The organism is Staphylococcus sp. HMSC14D10 (assembly GCF_001808125.1).
GTDB classification, from domain to species: domain Bacteria; phylum Bacillota; class Bacilli; order Staphylococcales; family Staphylococcaceae; genus Staphylococcus; species Staphylococcus haemolyticus.
The window spans coordinates 86316-103086 of the sequence record NZ_KV792245.1 but is presented as its reverse complement, the minus strand read 5'-3'; the positions used below and the strand labels follow the sequence as shown (position 1 = coordinate 103086).

Below are 16771 nucleotides of genomic sequence, written 5' to 3'. Positions count from 1 at the left end.
ATATGAAAGTATTCATCGTGGAAGATGATTTTATCATTGCAGAAAGTTTAGAGCAAGAGTTATCGAAATGGAATTATGAGGTCATCGTGGCTAAACAATTTGATAATATTATCGACGTATTTCATGCAAATCAACCGCAACTCGTATTGCTCGATATCAATCTACCGACATTCAATGGCTATCACTGGTGTCAGGAGATACGTAAGACTTCTAATGTACCGATTATGTTTATTAGTTCAAGAACCGACAATATGGATCAAATTATGGCAATTCAAATGGGCGGCGATGACTTTATCGAGAAACCATTTAATTTATCGTTAACTATAACTAAGATTCAAGCATTATTACGTAGAACGTATGATTTAGCAGTGTCTAATAATGAAATTACTGTTAAAAATTGCAAACTTGTTGTAGATGAAGCAACACTTTACCATGAAGACGAATCGGTTCAATCGGTTCAATTGTCCTTTACTGAATTACAAATCTTAAATATGTTGTTCCGCAATGTAGGTAAGTATGTCAGCCGTACCGCATTGATTGAAAAGTGTTGGGAGTCGGAGAATTTTATAGATGACAATACTTTAGCAGTCAATATGACACGATTGCGTAAGAAATTACAATCGATAGGTGTTATAGATTTAATTGAAACTAAGAAGAATGTTGGATATAAGGTGTCTTAATTATGCTGAAAGCTTTTATTAAATCAATATTAAATGAAATTATTATAGTTATCACATTTATATTATTATTCTTACTTATCTTCTTTCTATTTAATTTGCCACTGAGTGCGTATCTATTAGGTGCCGGAATAATGCTATTCATCATGATAATTTATTGGTTAGTACAATTAAGTGGGTTTAGAGAACAAGTTCAGATGAGAGACACTATTCATGAACTAGAGCATGAATTGCAACAGGTGAAAAGTGATCAAACTGAATATCAAGCTAATGTGGAGAATTACTTCTTAACGTGGGTTCATCAAATGAAGACGCCTATTACAGCATCTAAATTGTTGTTAGAGCGTAATGAAGATAATGTCGTCAATCGAGTGCGACAAGAAATTATTCAAATTGATAATTATACAAGTTTAGCGTTAAGTTATTTAAAATTGATGAACCAAGAAACGGATATGTCCTTTTCAAAAGTAAAGATTAATGACCTTGTCCGTCCATTAATTATGAAATATTCTATTCAATTTATTGATCAGAAGACAAAGATTCATTATGAACGGTGTGAGAATGAAGTTCTGACCGATGCACAATGGTGTTCGATTATGATTGAACAGATTCTAAATAATGCATTGAAGTATGCGCGAGGTAAGGACATTTGGATTACGTTTGACCAACAACAGCATGTATTGACTATTCGTGATAATGGTGTCGGTATTAGTCAAGCTGACTTACCGAAGATCTTTGATAAAGGCTATTCAGGATATAATGGTCGATTGAATGCTAATTCATCAGGCATTGGATTGTTTATTGTTAAACATATCTCTCAACATTTACATCATCATGTAGATGTACAGTCTGAGTTGAACAAAGGTACGGCATTTAGTATTTATTTCCCGAAAAATAATTAAACTTTCAATATTGTAAGCTAGCCAACAACATTTGTAAGAAATTATCAATGTTGTTGGCATTTTTTTGTTTTATGATAGAGATAACAAAAGGAACATGAGGTCTTAAATTATTGGATTACATCTTCATTGTGATCATTTTTGTAAAAAATTATTAAAGAGAGCGAGGTTGAAGCGATGTTATTAGACGTCAAAAATGTAAAGAAAACGTTTGGCAGAGGGTTAAATGCGACTACTGCGCTGAATGGCATTTCATTTACAGTTGATAAGGGAGAATTTGTAGCCATTATGGGTGAGTCGGGTTCAGGTAAATCCACATTATTAAACTTAATTGCAACGTTTGATAAAGTGTCTGAAGGCAACATCACTATTAACACTCAAGATATTCGCAAGTTACGTAATAAGCAAATTGCGCATTTTCGTCGTGATAATCTTGGCTTTGTCTTTCAAGATTTCAACGTCTTACCAACTATGACGAATCAAGATAACATCTTAATGCCACTTGTGCTTGCTAACCGCTCTCATAAAGTAATGGAACAGCGTATGAATGCGCTAAGTTCTAAATTAGGTATTGAGAAATTACTTTCTAAATACCCGTATCAAGTTTCTGGTGGTGAACAACAACGAATTGCGATTGGTCGTGCATTAATCAATGAACCCGATTTACTGCTCGCCGATGAGCCGACCGGTGCGCTCGATTCAAAGACTTCGAAACAAATCATGACGCTATTTCGAGAAATTAATGATAATACGCAAACGATATTAATGGTAACTCATTCAACTATCGATGCGTCTTATGCTAAACGAGTATTATTTATTAAAGATGGACGTTTGTATCATGAAATTTACCGAGGGGAAGAATCGCAACAAGATTTTCAAAAGCGTATCGCTGATAGTTTGGCTATTCTGAATGAAAGTGGGTACTAACATGACCATACATATGCTCTGGAAGATGATTGCTCAAAACTTCAAGATGCAGCGACATGTGATCATGCCCTTTATATTAGCACTGAGCATCATGTTCGCAACGGAATTTATTCTATTATCTTTAAATATGAATGACTACGTCCAAAAACGAAGTCAGCTATTACCTATATTTATTGGTGTGGGAAATTTCTTTATGAGTGTCTTGGGTTTTATATTTATTTTATATGCCAATCGCTTCATGATGAAACGTCGTCAACAGGAACTTGCGATGAACATGATACTTGGAATGGAGAAGAAACATTTCCGAATGATTATGCTCATCGAGATGGTATATCAATATGTTTTAATCGCGGTTATCAGTATAACTGGTGGCTATCTCTTTGGCGTATTAATTTTTATGCTTATGAATAAATTAATGCATCAAACGGGCATGTCGCTATTGGATTATCCTTTTGATGTGAAAGCGATGTGCATTACTTTAATTATTTTAGCAGCGGTAATGTTATTTCTCTTCTTGATTAACAATTTAAAAATATTATTCCAAAGTCCTATTAAATTAATACATCAACGTCAAAGAGCTGAAAGAAAGTTACCCAAATTTGTATTATACGTTTTACTAGTTATTGGAGTTGTTACGTTATTTAGCAGTTATCACATTGCGCTCTCTAATCAAATGGTATTACGCTCGTTATATGATTTGTTCGGTGCAATTGGCTTGGTTATGATTGGGACATATTGCTTATATTTATCGTTAGGCGTTTTACTATTAGATTGGTTAAAACGAATCCCTAAATGGTATTATAATCCCAAATACTTTTTTACCATTTCAGGATTGCAGTCTAGGATGAATTCAAATGCGATTGGACTTGCAAGCATCACGATGTTATGTACATTTCTAATTGTTACTGTGGGTATGACGATTTCAACTTATAGAGGGATATCGAATCAGGTCGATTCTATTATGTCGGATCAATATAGAGTTTCAATGGATGGAAATCTTCACAATAATAAGAAGACTCAGGAGAAAGTACGTCATTTGGAACGTGATATTAAAGATCATGCTAAAGTTGATTTCTTTAAGAAGAATGCAGTTTCACTGATTGCGGTGGATTACAAACAACCAGGATTATTTAAACATCGTAATAATAAAGATTATAATATGACGATTAATAGTACCTATCTCGTGATTATGACACAGCACGATTATAATGAGCTAAATACGAAGAAGGTTAAGTTGAAACATGGGGAATTAGGATTTGAAAGTTTAAATCAACCTTTTAAAAAATTAAGAACTGCAACAATGATGGGGGACCAATTCAATATTAAACAGTTAAATGGTCATAATTATTCGTATCCAGTTCCAGGAGCGTTAACTATTATTACTCCAGATGATAAGACATTCCAACAATTAAACAATTATTATGTCAATGCTGATAAGAACGACCATCATGGCACGCAGAAAGTTCAAAATACATTTATGCATTTTAATATCATGACAAAGCATACATCTGATTTTGATAAGTTGAAAAATACATTAATGCAACGCTATAAAGTGAGTATTGATGATAAAAAAGAAGTGGCGGGCACATTATATGAAATTAATGGAGGACTTATCTTTATTGGAACGGTAGTGTCTATCATTTTATTCATTGGCACATTTCTAATGATGTATTATAAAAATGTTGCAGAAGGATATGAGGACCGTAAGAATTATCAAATTATGCAGCAAGTTGGTATAGATAATGACAGAATTAAAGATACCATTAATAAACAAATTATATGGATATTTGCATTGCCAATTATTGTCGCAACGATTCATGTTATCTTTGCTTCAAAAATAATATATAACGTGTTAAGTATTCTGAATGTTAATCATGTTGGTGTGTTTGTGACAAGTTATGTCGGTGTTATTATTTCGGTTGTTGTTATGTATGCGTTGATGTATTGGATTACATCGCGTATTTATTACATGATTGTTAATCGATATCACTAGATCGAGTATTAAAAATTTGCCATACTTTTTAAAAATTAAGTGTAACCTAATCATCGGTAGGGTATACAACAAAAAAAGGAGGCGTAAAAATGGCTAATCAAACAAACGATAATACATTACATCACACGCAAAATAACAAGATTAAACGCACGGTTGAACATATCCTTACTTGGCTAGGGGTTGTATTGCAAGCAATAGCTGCAATCATGTTCTTAGTTCTTAAACCTTTAATGGGAAATAATAACTTTAAAGATCAAATGATTAGTGAATCTCAAAAGCAAGGTAATTCAGTATCTACTTCAGAATTGAATCAAGGTATTGATGCTTTAGGTAGTTTCATTAGCTTCTTAACTTGGGGTGCTGTAATTTCACTAATTTTAGCGATTATTGGCGGTATTTTAATTAGTAAAAAACCTAAAATTGCAGGTATCTTATTAATTATTGCAGGTCTAATTGCATTATTGTCTAACTGGATTAGTTTTATTCTTTGGATCGTAGCTGGTATTATGCTACTTGTAAGAAAAGGTAAGAAAAAAGATAATTACGCTAATGGCTATTATGACAATAACAACCGTCGTGAAAATCATCATGATGATAAAGATGTTAACGCTAAAAACAATGCATTCATCTTAGATGAAGAAGATAAAGCGAAAGAAAAAAGAGATATTAAAGAACATTATTCTAATGATGATGTTCATAATGGTAGTCATAACCATTCAAATCACAATGATAACAATCGTTATGACAATAATAATCATGACCGTTCTAATTTAGAGCGTAATGATTATCAAGAGTCTAATCGTCGGGATGACTTACATCGTTCAGATGAAGACTTTAACCGTCGTAATGATGTAGATTGGTCTTCAGATGACCGTAAAGACAATAACTTTAATCAAAATAAAGAGCACAATCATAATCATCACAATGAAGAACGTAGTCAATTTGGTTCTCATAGTGATAGATATCAAGATGAAACACATAAAGATTTAAATGATTTTGATAAAGATCGAAATGAGCATAAAGATAACGATTTTGTACGTGATGAAGCAGACAAATTGAAAGATAAAAAAGATAATGACCCATATAAATATTAATAGTTGAGTCGTTTAAAGAGTGAGACGAATGTCTCGCTCTTTTTAATTGTAATAAAGAAGTCGGTGACGTCCCTAAGTTAGCATCACCGACTTTACGTTAATTTCTATTATATGGATAAATAAAATGAATTTTCTACAATACTACTAGTCTAAGCTTCTCTCAGACAATGCTTATTTCAACATGACATTTTTGCTACTATGATAAAATTGCCTGGCGGTCACCTCTGTCTCTTTTTTAAAGTAAAAAATACGCAACCTTCACTATAGAAAAGTTACGTAAATGATAGATGTGAGTTTATATGAAATAAGGCATGACATATCTAGACCTTAATCAAGTTATCTACGATTTCGTCCACACTTTCCTACGCTAGTACCATCTAGTTCAGGTTCAAAGGGTTTGGAGTATGACTCCATCTCAGTTTGAAAACACCCCTAGTGCATATTTTTATACTATGTATTTAATTTAGTATTTTTAATTTTAGAAGTCAAGACTGTAATTTGACTAGTTAGAGTTAATGTGAATAGCCGATTATAAAACAATTTCATAAGTCTACAATACAAATTCGCATTAGCTGACTGAACTGATAATAAGTTTAAAATTAACCTCTTCTTAGTACTAGTTATCCTTGCGAGAGTTGAAAAGCGAATTCAAAACGAATTCTGTTCAACTCCCTTAATTGCAAAAAGTATTGTTATTATCATAAAATGAGCATTGCATAATTTTGACCCTGTTAATTAATACTTTTTCAAACAAATAATCAATAGTAAACTTAGCAAATATTAGAAGAGGAAGGAGGTTAATCATGACCTTTACGATTGGATTAGTGCCATCGCCAGGCGTTGCACATAAGCTCGTCGATAATGCGATACCAAAGGTTCAACAACATTTACATGACCGAATTAAGGATGTGGATGAATGGCATTTCGAGAGTAAAGTAGATTTATTAATAGGATCTGCTGAGGATGTACATGAGAGTATAGATAAAGCAGCAGAATTGAAGAAAGAATATGAATGGGATTTCGTTATCTGTATTACAGATTTACCAAGTATCTCAGGTAATAAAGTTGTTATTAGTGACTTTAATAGTGAAAAGCAAGTTTCTATGCTTTCATTACCTGCGTTAGGTTGGATTAATTTAGAGCGTAAGTTAGTGAAGAGTATGACAGCACTAGTTGAACAGTTATATCACAATAATACGAAAGAGCGCCCCAAAGTGCATCCACTGATTAAACCTAAAGCTGTTGATCCTCGAGAAGATGAAAGTTCGAAAAGACGTTATATTAATCGCTACTTTATATTAGGATGGTTGCAGCTTATTTTAGGTTTAACGCGAGCGAATGAGCCATGGAGGAATTTGTTTAATTTTAAGAAGATTATTTCCGTTGCATTTGCGACAGGGACATATGTTTCTATCTTCTCTATGCCATGGGAGTTAAGTGTTCAATATTCAACCTTAAGATTTATTGTCTTAATGATTATTTCTATATTAGGTATGGCGGGATGGTTATTATACGCGCATCAGTTATTTGAAGGAAAAACAGCAAAGTCTCAACGTGTTTATCGCTATGTATATAACGCGACGACATTACTTACTTTAGTCATCATTACATTGATGAATTATGTAGTTTTATATGTATTACTATCTATTAGTATTTCATTATTTGTACCTGTAGGTTTATTTAATAGTTGGACGAGTGCAAATCCTGATTTCACATTTATAAATTATTTGAAATTATTATGGTTTGTATCATCGCTTGGTTTATTAGCGGGTGCAATGGGCTCAACTGTAGAAAATGAAGAGAAGATACGACGTATTACGTATTCTTATCGCCAATATCATCGTTATAAAGAAGCGCAACAAGAGGAAAAAGAGAAAAAAGAACAACAATCACAAGATGTATCGCAACATGACGTGGAACAATCTTCATCAAACAAAGAAAGTAATGATGATGAACAGTATGAAGGTAAAAAACAAGATCATAGAGAGGAGAATGACGCATGAATGAAGCTAAAACAATCGGTTTAGTTGTTGCTCCTGGTGTTACAGAAAAATTAGCTGAGAGTTTAATGGATGATATTCCGAACATCTTATCTCACCAGAATAACAACCAACATGACTGGGAAGTGGATCTCGTGGTTGATCCTCTGACAGGCTACGCAGAATCCGTTGGCAAAATTTTTAAAAAGATACAAGATTATCATGATAAGCGAGAATGGGATTATGTCGTTGCAATTACAGATTTACCTATGTTTCATGATGAACGTGTGTTAGCACTGGACATCAATAAGAAGAATGGTGCTGCTGTCTTTTCTTATCCTGCATTTGGTTGGCGCCCAGTTAAGAAACGTTTTAAGAACGTCATCGTTGCGATAATCAATGAAGTGCATCATTCTGAATCTGAAAAGAATGATTATGATGACAATAATCATGTAACATATGCAGTTAACAAACAATTTCCATTATCTAAAATTGATAAAACTGAAGTACATTTAGATGAAACAGATAATGATCATTTACGCTATTTATCCAATACTAGGTCAATGGGAATGGTTCGGCTTGTGAGTGGTATGACATTTGCAAATAATCCACTTAATATGATGGCAAGCCTTAGTAATATTGTGGCAATTGCTTTTACCACTGGTGCATTTGGCTTAATATTTACGACTATGTGGCAGATGAGTATGGAATTCTCAATGTGGCGTCTATTTGGAATATCTATTATCGCAGTCTTAGGTATGTTACTTTGGATTATGATGTCTCATGATTTGTGGGAATCTGTCAAACAAAGTCGTAATAAACGAATTACATGGTTATATAACTTAACTACAGTGATGACGCTCTTTGTAGCTATTATCATTTATTACATTATTCTCTACACATTATTTTTAATTGCGGAACTTGTGTTACTACCATCTAATTTCTTAGGGCAACAGGTAGGGTTAAAAGGACCGGCTGGAATTGATTTATATCTAAGTATTCCTTGGTTTGCTGCTTCTATTTCAACTGTTGCAGGTGCGATTGGTGCTGGATTATTAAATGATCAACTAATCAAAGAAAGTACTTATGGTTACCGACAACAAATGCGATATGATGATAGAGATAAAGATGAAGGATAACGAGATTAAAGTCGAGAAGCGTGAAGCTTTCTTCGGCTTTGTTTTTTAGGTAAATTTATATAAAAAGATTATAGAAAATAATTGGTGCTTAATTTAAAATTAAATATAATGTAGGTGTCAAAACAAATAAGAGTCCTAAATTCACAACAACTACTTAGATTTAGCAACATGAAGTGAAGGAAGGTAATATCAAGAATTTTTGTCCTAGATGTGGTAATAAAATAACTAAAGAGCAACGATTTTGTAGTAAATGTGGCAATGATTTACGCGTATTTGAAGATGATTCGATTGAGTCACAATATGAGGTAGCTGAGCGTAAGCCAAGCATTTGGCTATTTATATTAGTTGTCTTAGTTGTTATTGGGATTATAGTCAGTTGCTGTTTTGCTTATTATCATTTCTTTTTAAAAGAAGGGAAACAAACGGAGCAGACTACAACTACAACAGCGCATTTGAAGAAAGATAAAGAAACAACGGATGACGATAAAGTGTCTAATGATCCTATTAAAGCAGAAAAGCAAAAAGCGAAACAAAGTGAAGATGAAAAAGACAAAGATGCGATTCATTCACAAGCACCTAAAATTGATGTCATGAGTGAGGATTTCCATAAGTCATTTATGCAAAAGGATACAAGGGATGCTTACATGGGAATTAAACCTGGCATGACTAGAGCAGAAGTGGAAAAAAGATATGGCAGATCCAATCGTGTTTTTCACAAAGTGGGCATGGATAATCTATATACCATTTATGGTGATTTAGCAGTGGTCTATGAATTGAAAGGTAATACTGAAGTAGTAAGAGGAATTGGCGTGTCACCCTCAAATGTTGATGAGCAAACATTTATTAGTAAATACAGTGATTATGAAAAAAATAATGATGCTGGAAGTTATATTTATAATACCGTGAAAAATAATGGCTTTGAAATTTTAGTAACTACAAAGAACGATAAAATTGCTTTGATTCAGTGTATTCCAGAAAATCATTACTAGGGAAAAGTTGAAACGTTTAGGGAGTGTGACGGATGCAAAATGGAATCAATGTCCTACTCCCTACTTCTTTATATAATTCTCCTCAGAACCTTGACTTTATAGCAAAAACTCGATAAAGTAGTAACATATTATTCTGACAATTCTGATAGGTATTAGATTAATAAATTTGTGAAATTTTAGGGGGGACCATAAGTTTATGTCAGTACCGACAATTACGTATGAGAATTTTGAAGGTGACCCTTTCATTGATTCTATTTCTACTGACGATGCAACTAAAGGCGCTTATGAAATATTAGAATGGGCGTATCGCACATATGGTGATTCCATTGTTTATTCATGTAGTTTTGGTGCGGAAAGTATGGTTTTAATTGATTTGATTTACCAGATTAAGCCAGATGCACAAATTGTCTTTCTAGATACGGATTTACATTTCCAAGAAACGTATGACTTGATTGATAGAGTGAAAGAACGCTTTCCAAAACTTCGTATTGAAATGAAGAAGCCTGATTTAACGATTGAGGAACAAGCGGACAAATATAATCCGGCATTGTGGAAGAATAATCCTAATCAATGCTGTTATATAAGAAAGATTAAACCTTTAGAAGAAGTGTTAGGTGGCGCTGTTGCTTGGGTTTCAGGTTTACGTCGAGACCAATCGCCAACACGTGCAAATACGAACTTTATTAATAAAGACGAACGTTTCAAATCAGTGAAAGTGTGTCCTTTAATTTATTGGACAGAAGATGAAGTTTGGGACTATATTAAGAAACATGATTTACCTTATAATGTATTGCATGATCAACATTATCCTAGTATTGGCTGTATCCCATGTACCGCTCCTGTATTTGACTCAGATGATTCTAGAGCAGGGCGTTGGTCGAATTTCGATAAAACAGAATGTGGCTTACATGTTGCTGATAAACCATAATGCGTTTGGATAAAAATTTTTAACCATAAAACATAGTACTCTGATATGTTTTAAACAAAATTTACAAATATGTCCGACAATAGTGTACAGACGGACATATTTCTTACATAATAAAAGTAGTATAAAGCTTTTATAAAATGATTGTTATTTTACGGAATAAGAGGTGGATACAATTGAATTTAAGTGTTACAAATAGTCCTTTTACAGAAGGACAAGCGGCACAAATTAATGAACTCTTACAAACACTTACACCTGAACAAAAGGTATGGTTAAGTGGATACTTAGTTGCTAATCAACAATTGACGTCAAATGGAACTGTACCATCACAAACAGGTTCAAGTTCAACAAATGCAAATGGTCTAACTGAAGGCACAGAAGCAATGCTTCAACAAAACGAGCCTGTCATCACGCCGGAGAAACGAGCAATTACACTCTTATATGGTTCTGAAACAGGTAATGCACAAGGGTTAGCTGAAATATTTGAAGAACGCTTATCAAATATAGGTCATAACGTGACATTGAAAGCAATGGACGAATTTAAACCTAAGAACCTAAAAAATGTTGAAGATTTATTCATTATCACTTCTACTCAAGGTGAAGGGGATCCACCTGATAATGCAGCTGAATTGCATGAGTTCATTCATGGTCGTAAGGCACCTAAACTTGAAGGTGTGAGATTCTCAGTTCTAGCATTAGGGGATCAAACGTATGAATACTTCTGTCAAACAGGTCGTGATTTTGATAGAAAACTAGATGAATTAGGTGCTGAACGTATATATGATCGTGTGGATTGCGACGTTGATTATGAAGAAGACGCTGAAAAGTGGATGGCAAATGTAATCAATGCGATAGATACTGCACCAGAAGGCACTCAAAATGAACAAATTGTAAGTGAATCAATTAAATCTGCGAAAGAAAAGAAATTCTCTAAAGCAAATCCATATCAAGCAGAAGTCTTAGAAAACATTAACCTTAATGGACAAGGTTCAAATAAGGAAACACGTCATATTGAATTTCTATTAGATAATTTCGGTGAAGATTATGAAGTTGGAGACTGTTTAGTCGTTCTACCTCAAAATGACCCAGCTTTAGTTGATTTATTAATTAGCACATTAGGTTGGGATCCGAATGATCAAGTTCAAATTTCAGATGAGGGTGACACATTAGGATTAGAAGAAGCCTTAACAACTCATTTTGAAATTACGAAGTTAACGAAACCGCTTCTTATCAATGCGGCGTCATTCTTTGAAAATGAAGAACTTAATGAAAAGGTTGAAGATAATGAATGGGTTCAAAGTTACATTGAAGGTCGTGACTTAATCGACTTATTAAATGACTTTGCGACAACAGAACTTCAACCAGAAAATTTATATCAATTATTAAGAAAATTACCACCTAGAGAATATTCAATATCTAGTAGTTATCAAGCGCTACCAGATGAAGTGCATATTACAGTTGGGGCAGTTAGATACAACTCACATGGACGTGACCGTTCAGGTGTATGTTCAGTTCAATTTGCTGAACGTATTCAACCAGGTGACACTGTTCCAATTTACTTGAAACGCAATCCAAACTTCAAATTCCCTAAAGAGGGTGACACACCAGTTATCATGATTGGACCTGGAACAGGTGTTGCACCATTTAGAGCATACATGCAGGAAAGAGAAGAGCATGGATTTAAAGGTAATACTTGGTTATTCTTTGGTGATCAACACTTTACAACAGACTTCCTATATCAAACAGAATGGCAAGAATGGTTGAAAGACGGCGTGCTAGGAAAAATGGATGTTGCATTCTCAAGAGACACTGGTGAAAAAGTATACGTCCAACATCGTATTGCTGAACGCAGTAAAGAATTTAATGAATGGCTTCAAAAAGGTGCTTCACTTTACATTTGTGGTGATGAAAAACATATGGCGAAAGATGTACATCAAGCTATCCGCAATGTTTTAATGAAAGAACAAAACTTATCTGAAGAAGATGCTGAAGCCTACCTTAAACAAATGAAGAAAGATAAACGTTACCAACGCGATGTGTACTAATAGAAAGGGTGGTACTTAATGGCTAAGACAAATAAGCAAATGTCAGAAGAACTTGATAAGAAGCTAGATGCTTTAGAGTATTTAAAAGACGAAAGTAATTATTTACGTGGGACAATTGAGCAAGGCTTAGCAGACCCACTTACTGGTGCTATTTCAGATGATGACACTAAATTATTGAAATTCCATGGTAGCTACCAACAAGATGATAGAGATTTACGTGACGAACGTCGCAAGCAGAAATTAGAACCAGCTTACAGCTTTATGATTCGCGTGCGTCTACCAGGAGGAACAGCTACACCTGAACAATGGATTGCCATGGATGACATTTCTAATAATTATGCCAACCAAACGTTGAAATTAACAACACGTCAGACTTTCCAATTTCACGGCATTTTAAAAAGAAATTTAAAAACATCTATGAAGAAAATTAATGAGTCTGTACTCGATACGATTGCGGCATGTGGGGACGTGAATCGTAATACAATGTGTAATCCTAATCCATATCAATCTCATATTCATAAAGAGATTAATGATTATGCAACTAAAATCAGTGACCATCTATTACCTAAGACAAATGCCTATCATGAAATTTGGTTAGATGGAGAGAAAGTATTAGATTCTTCAGAAGAAATTGAACCAATGTACGGTAAGAAATATTTACCACGTAAGTTTAAAATTGGTATCGCCTTACCACCATCTAATGATATTGATGTCTATTCACAAGACATCGGACTTATCGGTATCGTTGAAGATGAAACACTTGTCGGATTTAATGTCACAGTTGGTGGCGGTATGGGTATGACGCACGGAAATACAGATACGTACCCACAAGTTGGTCGTTTAGCTGGTTTCGTTCCTAAAGAACAAGTCGTTGATGTTTGTGAGAAAATCTTAACAATTCAACGTGATTATGGTAATCGTGAGAACCGCAAGAACGCACGATTCAAATATACAGTTGACCGCTTAGGTGTGGATAAAGTTGTAGAAGAACTAAATACACGTTTAGGATGGGAAATTGAAGAACCACGTGATTTTGAATTCGAACATAATGGCGATCGTCTAGGTTGGATTGAGGGCGACGAAGGTGTTTGGAATTATACTTTATTCATTCAAAATGGACGTGTTAAAGATACAGAAGATTATCAATTGAAAACGGCATTACGAAAAATTGCAGAAACACATACGGGTGACTTCAGATTATCTCCTAACCAAAATTTAATTATTGCAAATGTAACTCCAGAGAAAAAAGAAGAAATTCAAAGTCTTATCGATCAGTATGGTTTAACAGATGGTAAAAATTATACGGGATTAAGACGTAATTCAATGGCATGTGTCGCGTTCCCAACATGTGGATTAGCGATGGCTGAGTCAGAACGTTATTTACCATCATTAATCTCTAAGATTGAAGACTTATTAGATGAAGCGGGTGTGGATGATGAAGAAATCACAATCCGTATGACTGGATGCCCAAATGGTTGCGCTAGACCAGCACTTGCAGAAATTGCATTTATAGGTAAAGCACCTGGCAAATATAATATGTATTTAGGCGGTGGCTTCAAAGGTGAACGTTTAAATAAATTGTACAAAGAGAATATTGGAGAACAAGAAATTCTTGAAAGTCTACGTCCAATTCTTATGGATTATGGTAAAGAACGTCTTGAAGGTGAGCATTTTGGTGACTTTGTCATACGTTCGGGCGTTGTTGATAAAGTTCATGGAGGACAAGACTTCCATAGTTAAAGTTTGAAATAAGTTATTTTAAACGGGGTGACAACATGGGGAAAGTGTATTTAGTAGGAGCAGGACCTGGTGATCCTGATTTATTAACTATCAAAGGTATGAAAGCCATTCAAATGTCAGATGTGATTTTATATGATCGCCTAGTCAATAAAGACATTTTAGATTTAGCTAAACCAGGGACAAAGTTCTTTTATTGTGGTAAAGACCCGAATAGACATTCATTACCGCAAGAAGAAACGAATCGGATGTTGGTTAATTTAGCAAAAAAAGGACATGTTATTACTCGTTTAAAAGGTGGTGACCCGTTTGTCTTTGGCCGAGGTGGTGAAGAGGCAGAAATATTGGCACAACATCAGATTGCATTTGAAATTGTGCCTGGTATCACTTCGGGCATTGCTGCACCAGCTTATGCAGGCATTCCTGTCACGCACAGAGATTATAGTTCGTCAGTTGCTTTTGTGACAGCAGTTAATAAACCTGGTATGTCTAAAGATGATTATTGGGCACATTTAGCGCATGGTCCAGAAACACTTTGTGTTTATATGGGTGTTAAACGATTACCAGAAATTTGTGACCTACTTATTGAACATGGTAAATCAATTGACACGCCTGTCGCACTTGTTCATTTAGGAACGACGACTTCTCAAAAAACAATTGATGGTACGTTAGGTAACATCGTTGAAAAAGCGTCAGAAATAAAAAATCCTGCTATGATTATTATTGGCGATGTTGTCCAAATGCGACAAAAAATTAGTTGGTTTAAAGAACAAACTACGGATTTAGAAATAACCTTACCTTAATTATTAATAATAAAAAAGAATAATCATAAAAGGAGGATACAATATGAGCAATATGCCACTTATGATTGATTTACAAAATAAAAAGATTGTCATAGTTGGTGGTGGGAAGGTAGCAACTCGACGAGCAATGTCATTAGTTGAATACTGTTCTCATGTTCATATTGTTAGTCCTTCAATCACCAAAGAATTACATACTTTATTTCAGCAACAGCGATTGACTTGGGCTGAAAAAATGTTTGAACCACAAGATATTAGTCGCGCATTTCTAGTTATTATTGCGACAAATCAACCAGAGGTAAATCAACATGTTAAAGATAGTTTGCCAGAAGGTACATTGTTAAATCACGCTGCAGATGCTTCTAAGGGGAATGTGACGTTTCCTAGTATGCTTAGACGTGGCAAATTGACTATTAGTGTATCTACAGATGGTGCAAGTCCTAAACTAGGTCGACAAATTATATCGACATTGCAAGACACTTACGATGAACGTTATGAAAGTTATATCGATTTTTTATATGAAAGTAGACAACTTATTAAAGCATCACCGATAGAGCCATCTAGAAAGCAAGCGTTATTACAACATGTATTATCTGAGGACTATTTGGATGAGGAGAAACAAAAAGAATTCAAGCGATGGCTTCAATCACAAGTTTAATGTCAGGGGGCATGTGATATATGAGAAAATTATTTATATTTGCATTAGCTGGTTTTTTAGCCCAACTTGTTGATGGTTCACTTGGCATGGGATTCGGTGCCTCATCATCATCAATATTATTAACTTATGGGATTGCACCGGCCATTGTATCGGCAACTGTACATTTTTCAGAAATAGCTACAACTGCTGCATCAGGAACATCACATTGGAAATTTGAGAATGTGCATAAGCCTACCATGTTAAAGTTAGCTATTCCAGGTGCTATAAGTGGATTTATTGGTGCAGGTCTACTTACACAAATACATGGGGATTATATTAAGCCATATATCGCATTGTTCTTACTTTCAATGGGTATATATATTTTGTATCAATTTTTATTTAAAAGAAATAGAGAAATTCATACACATGTTGGTAAGTTGAGTGGTTTCAAACTTGTGCCTCAAGGTGCTATCGCCGGATTCTTAGATGCGATTGGTGGAGGTGGCTGGGGACCAGTAAATACACCTTTGTTATTAGCTAGTCATAAGATTCAACCACGATATGCAATTGGTACTGTATCGGCGAGTGAGTTTTTTGTAACGTTATCAACGTCATTGAGTTTCATCATCTTCTTAGGTATTACTCAGATTAATTGGTGGTTTGTTATTGCGTTAAGTGTCGGCGGTATGATTGCAGCACCTATCTCTGCATATTTAACAAAAATATTACCAATTAATATTTTAGCCATTTGTGTTGGTGGCTTAATCATCTTCACAAATAGCAATGCATTAATGACTTATTTCGTACACGATGACACAATTTCAAATATTGTAAGATTCGCAATTATTTGTGCGATTGTGATACTTGTTATTATCACTGTGATTCGCAACAAAAAATTGTCTTTTTCTTGAAAATAAAACCGAGTAAACT

14 protein-coding genes and 1 riboswitch are annotated in these 16771 nt (G+C 34.4%); all 14 genes read left to right on the top strand.

Annotation, left to right across the window (positions count from 1 at the left end):
- Nucleotides 1-2: 2 nt before the first annotated feature.
- The 14 genes from HMPREF3134_RS04200 to HMPREF3134_RS04135 all read left to right on the top strand — a co-directional run bounded on the left by HMPREF3134_RS04200 (nt 3) and on the right by HMPREF3134_RS04135 (nt 16752).
- A complete protein-coding gene (locus HMPREF3134_RS04200) occupies nt 3-680 on the top strand; it encodes a response regulator transcription factor (RefSeq protein ID WP_070440967.1) in 678 nt (225 codons plus the stop codon).
- Nucleotides 681-682: 2 nt separating this feature from the next.
- Nucleotides 683-1579, top strand: coding sequence for a sensor histidine kinase (locus HMPREF3134_RS04195; RefSeq protein WP_070440964.1), 897 nt, complete (start codon nt 683-685; stop codon nt 1577-1579).
- A 174-nt stretch (nt 1580-1753) separates the two neighbouring features.
- On the top strand, nt 1754-2503 hold the full coding sequence (locus HMPREF3134_RS04190; RefSeq protein ID WP_070440961.1) for an ABC transporter ATP-binding protein: 750 nt from the start codon (nt 1754-1756) through the stop codon (nt 2501-2503).
- On the top strand, nt 2487-4496 hold the full coding sequence (locus tag HMPREF3134_RS04185; RefSeq protein ID WP_256262267.1) for an ABC transporter permease: 2010 nt from the start codon (nt 2487-2489) through the stop codon (nt 4494-4496). Before HMPREF3134_RS04190 ends, HMPREF3134_RS04185 begins: the two co-directional genes overlap by 17 nt.
- A gap of 89 nt (nt 4497-4585) precedes the next feature.
- Complete coding sequence (locus HMPREF3134_RS04180; RefSeq protein WP_070440955.1) at nt 4586-5590, top strand: DUF4064 domain-containing protein; 1005 nt, start codon at nt 4586-4588, stop codon at nt 5588-5590.
- Between the two features lie 342 nt (nt 5591-5932).
- A riboswitch (TPP riboswitch) is annotated at nt 5933-6034 on the bottom strand.
- 359 nt (nt 6035-6393) lie between these two features.
- The gene (locus HMPREF3134_RS04175) at nt 6394-7593 is read left to right on the top strand and encodes a 5,10-methylene-tetrahydrofolate dehydrogenase (RefSeq protein WP_070440952.1); all 1200 of its coding nucleotides are present in this window, start codon (nt 6394-6396) and stop codon (nt 7591-7593) included.
- Nucleotides 7590-8708, top strand: a complete 1119-nt coding sequence (locus HMPREF3134_RS04170) for a 5,10-methylene-tetrahydrofolate dehydrogenase (RefSeq protein WP_070440949.1) — start codon at nt 7590-7592, stop codon at nt 8706-8708. Before HMPREF3134_RS04175 ends, HMPREF3134_RS04170 begins: the two co-directional genes overlap by 4 nt.
- Nucleotides 8709-8881: 173 nt before the next feature.
- Entirely contained in the window at nt 8882-9697 is an 816-nt protein-coding gene (locus HMPREF3134_RS04165; RefSeq protein ID WP_070440946.1) for a zinc ribbon domain-containing protein, read from the top strand.
- A 196-nt stretch (nt 9698-9893) separates the two neighbouring features.
- Complete coding sequence (locus HMPREF3134_RS04160; RefSeq protein ID WP_070440943.1) at nt 9894-10625, top strand: phosphoadenylyl-sulfate reductase; 732 nt, start codon at nt 9894-9896, stop codon at nt 10623-10625.
- A 173-nt stretch (nt 10626-10798) separates the two neighbouring features.
- Nucleotides 10799-12667, top strand: a complete 1869-nt coding sequence (locus HMPREF3134_RS04155; RefSeq protein ID WP_070440940.1) for an assimilatory sulfite reductase (NADPH) flavoprotein subunit — start codon at nt 10799-10801, stop codon at nt 12665-12667.
- Nucleotides 12668-12685: 18 nt separating this feature from the next.
- A complete protein-coding gene (cysI, locus tag HMPREF3134_RS04150) occupies nt 12686-14407 on the top strand; it encodes an assimilatory sulfite reductase (NADPH) hemoprotein subunit (protein ID WP_070440937.1) in 1722 nt (573 codons plus the stop codon).
- A 35-nt stretch (nt 14408-14442) separates the two neighbouring features.
- Nucleotides 14443-15207 (top strand): uroporphyrinogen-III C-methyltransferase, encoded by a 765-nt coding sequence (gene cobA, locus HMPREF3134_RS04145; protein WP_011274742.1) that lies wholly within the window; start codon nt 14443-14445, stop codon nt 15205-15207.
- Nucleotides 15208-15250: 43 nt separating this feature from the next.
- Entirely contained in the window at nt 15251-15862 is a 612-nt protein-coding gene (locus HMPREF3134_RS04140; protein ID WP_070440934.1) for an NAD(P)-binding protein, read from the top strand.
- A 20-nt stretch (nt 15863-15882) separates the two neighbouring features.
- Complete coding sequence (locus HMPREF3134_RS04135; RefSeq protein ID WP_011274744.1) at nt 15883-16752, top strand: sulfite exporter TauE/SafE family protein; 870 nt, start codon at nt 15883-15885, stop codon at nt 16750-16752.
- Nucleotides 16753-16771 lie beyond the last annotated feature (19 nt).

Excerpts from the sequence above, each read along its gene's own strand:
- HMPREF3134_RS04140 (WP_070440934.1), top strand. The coding sequence starts at position 15,251 with ATGAGCAATATGCCACTTATGATTGATTTACAAAATAAAAAGATTGTC.
- cysI (WP_070440937.1), top strand. The coding sequence starts at position 12,686 with ATGGCTAAGACAAATAAGCAAATGTCAGAAGAACTTGATAAGAAGCTA.
- HMPREF3134_RS04180 (WP_070440955.1), top strand. The coding sequence starts at position 4,586 with ATGGCTAATCAAACAAACGATAATACATTACATCACACGCAAAATAAC.
- HMPREF3134_RS04190 (WP_070440961.1), top strand. The coding sequence starts at position 1,754 with ATGTTATTAGACGTCAAAAATGTAAAGAAAACGTTTGGCAGAGGGTTA.
- HMPREF3134_RS04135 (WP_011274744.1), top strand. The coding sequence starts at position 15,883 with ATGAGAAAATTATTTATATTTGCATTAGCTGGTTTTTTAGCCCAACTT.
- HMPREF3134_RS04170 (WP_070440949.1), top strand. The coding sequence starts at position 7,590 with ATGAATGAAGCTAAAACAATCGGTTTAGTTGTTGCTCCTGGTGTTACA.
- HMPREF3134_RS04185 (WP_256262267.1), top strand. The coding sequence starts at position 2,487 with ATGAAAGTGGGTACTAACATGACCATACATATGCTCTGGAAGATGATT.
- HMPREF3134_RS04200 (WP_070440967.1), top strand. The coding sequence starts at position 3 with ATGAAAGTATTCATCGTGGAAGATGATTTTATCATTGCAGAAAGTTTA.
- HMPREF3134_RS04160 (WP_070440943.1), top strand. The coding sequence starts at position 9,894 with ATGTCAGTACCGACAATTACGTATGAGAATTTTGAAGGTGACCCTTTC.
- HMPREF3134_RS04195 (WP_070440964.1), top strand. The coding sequence starts at position 683 with ATGCTGAAAGCTTTTATTAAATCAATATTAAATGAAATTATTATAGTT.
- cobA (WP_011274742.1), top strand. The coding sequence starts at position 14,443 with ATGGGGAAAGTGTATTTAGTAGGAGCAGGACCTGGTGATCCTGATTTA.
- HMPREF3134_RS04175 (WP_070440952.1), top strand. The coding sequence starts at position 6,394 with ATGACCTTTACGATTGGATTAGTGCCATCGCCAGGCGTTGCACATAAG.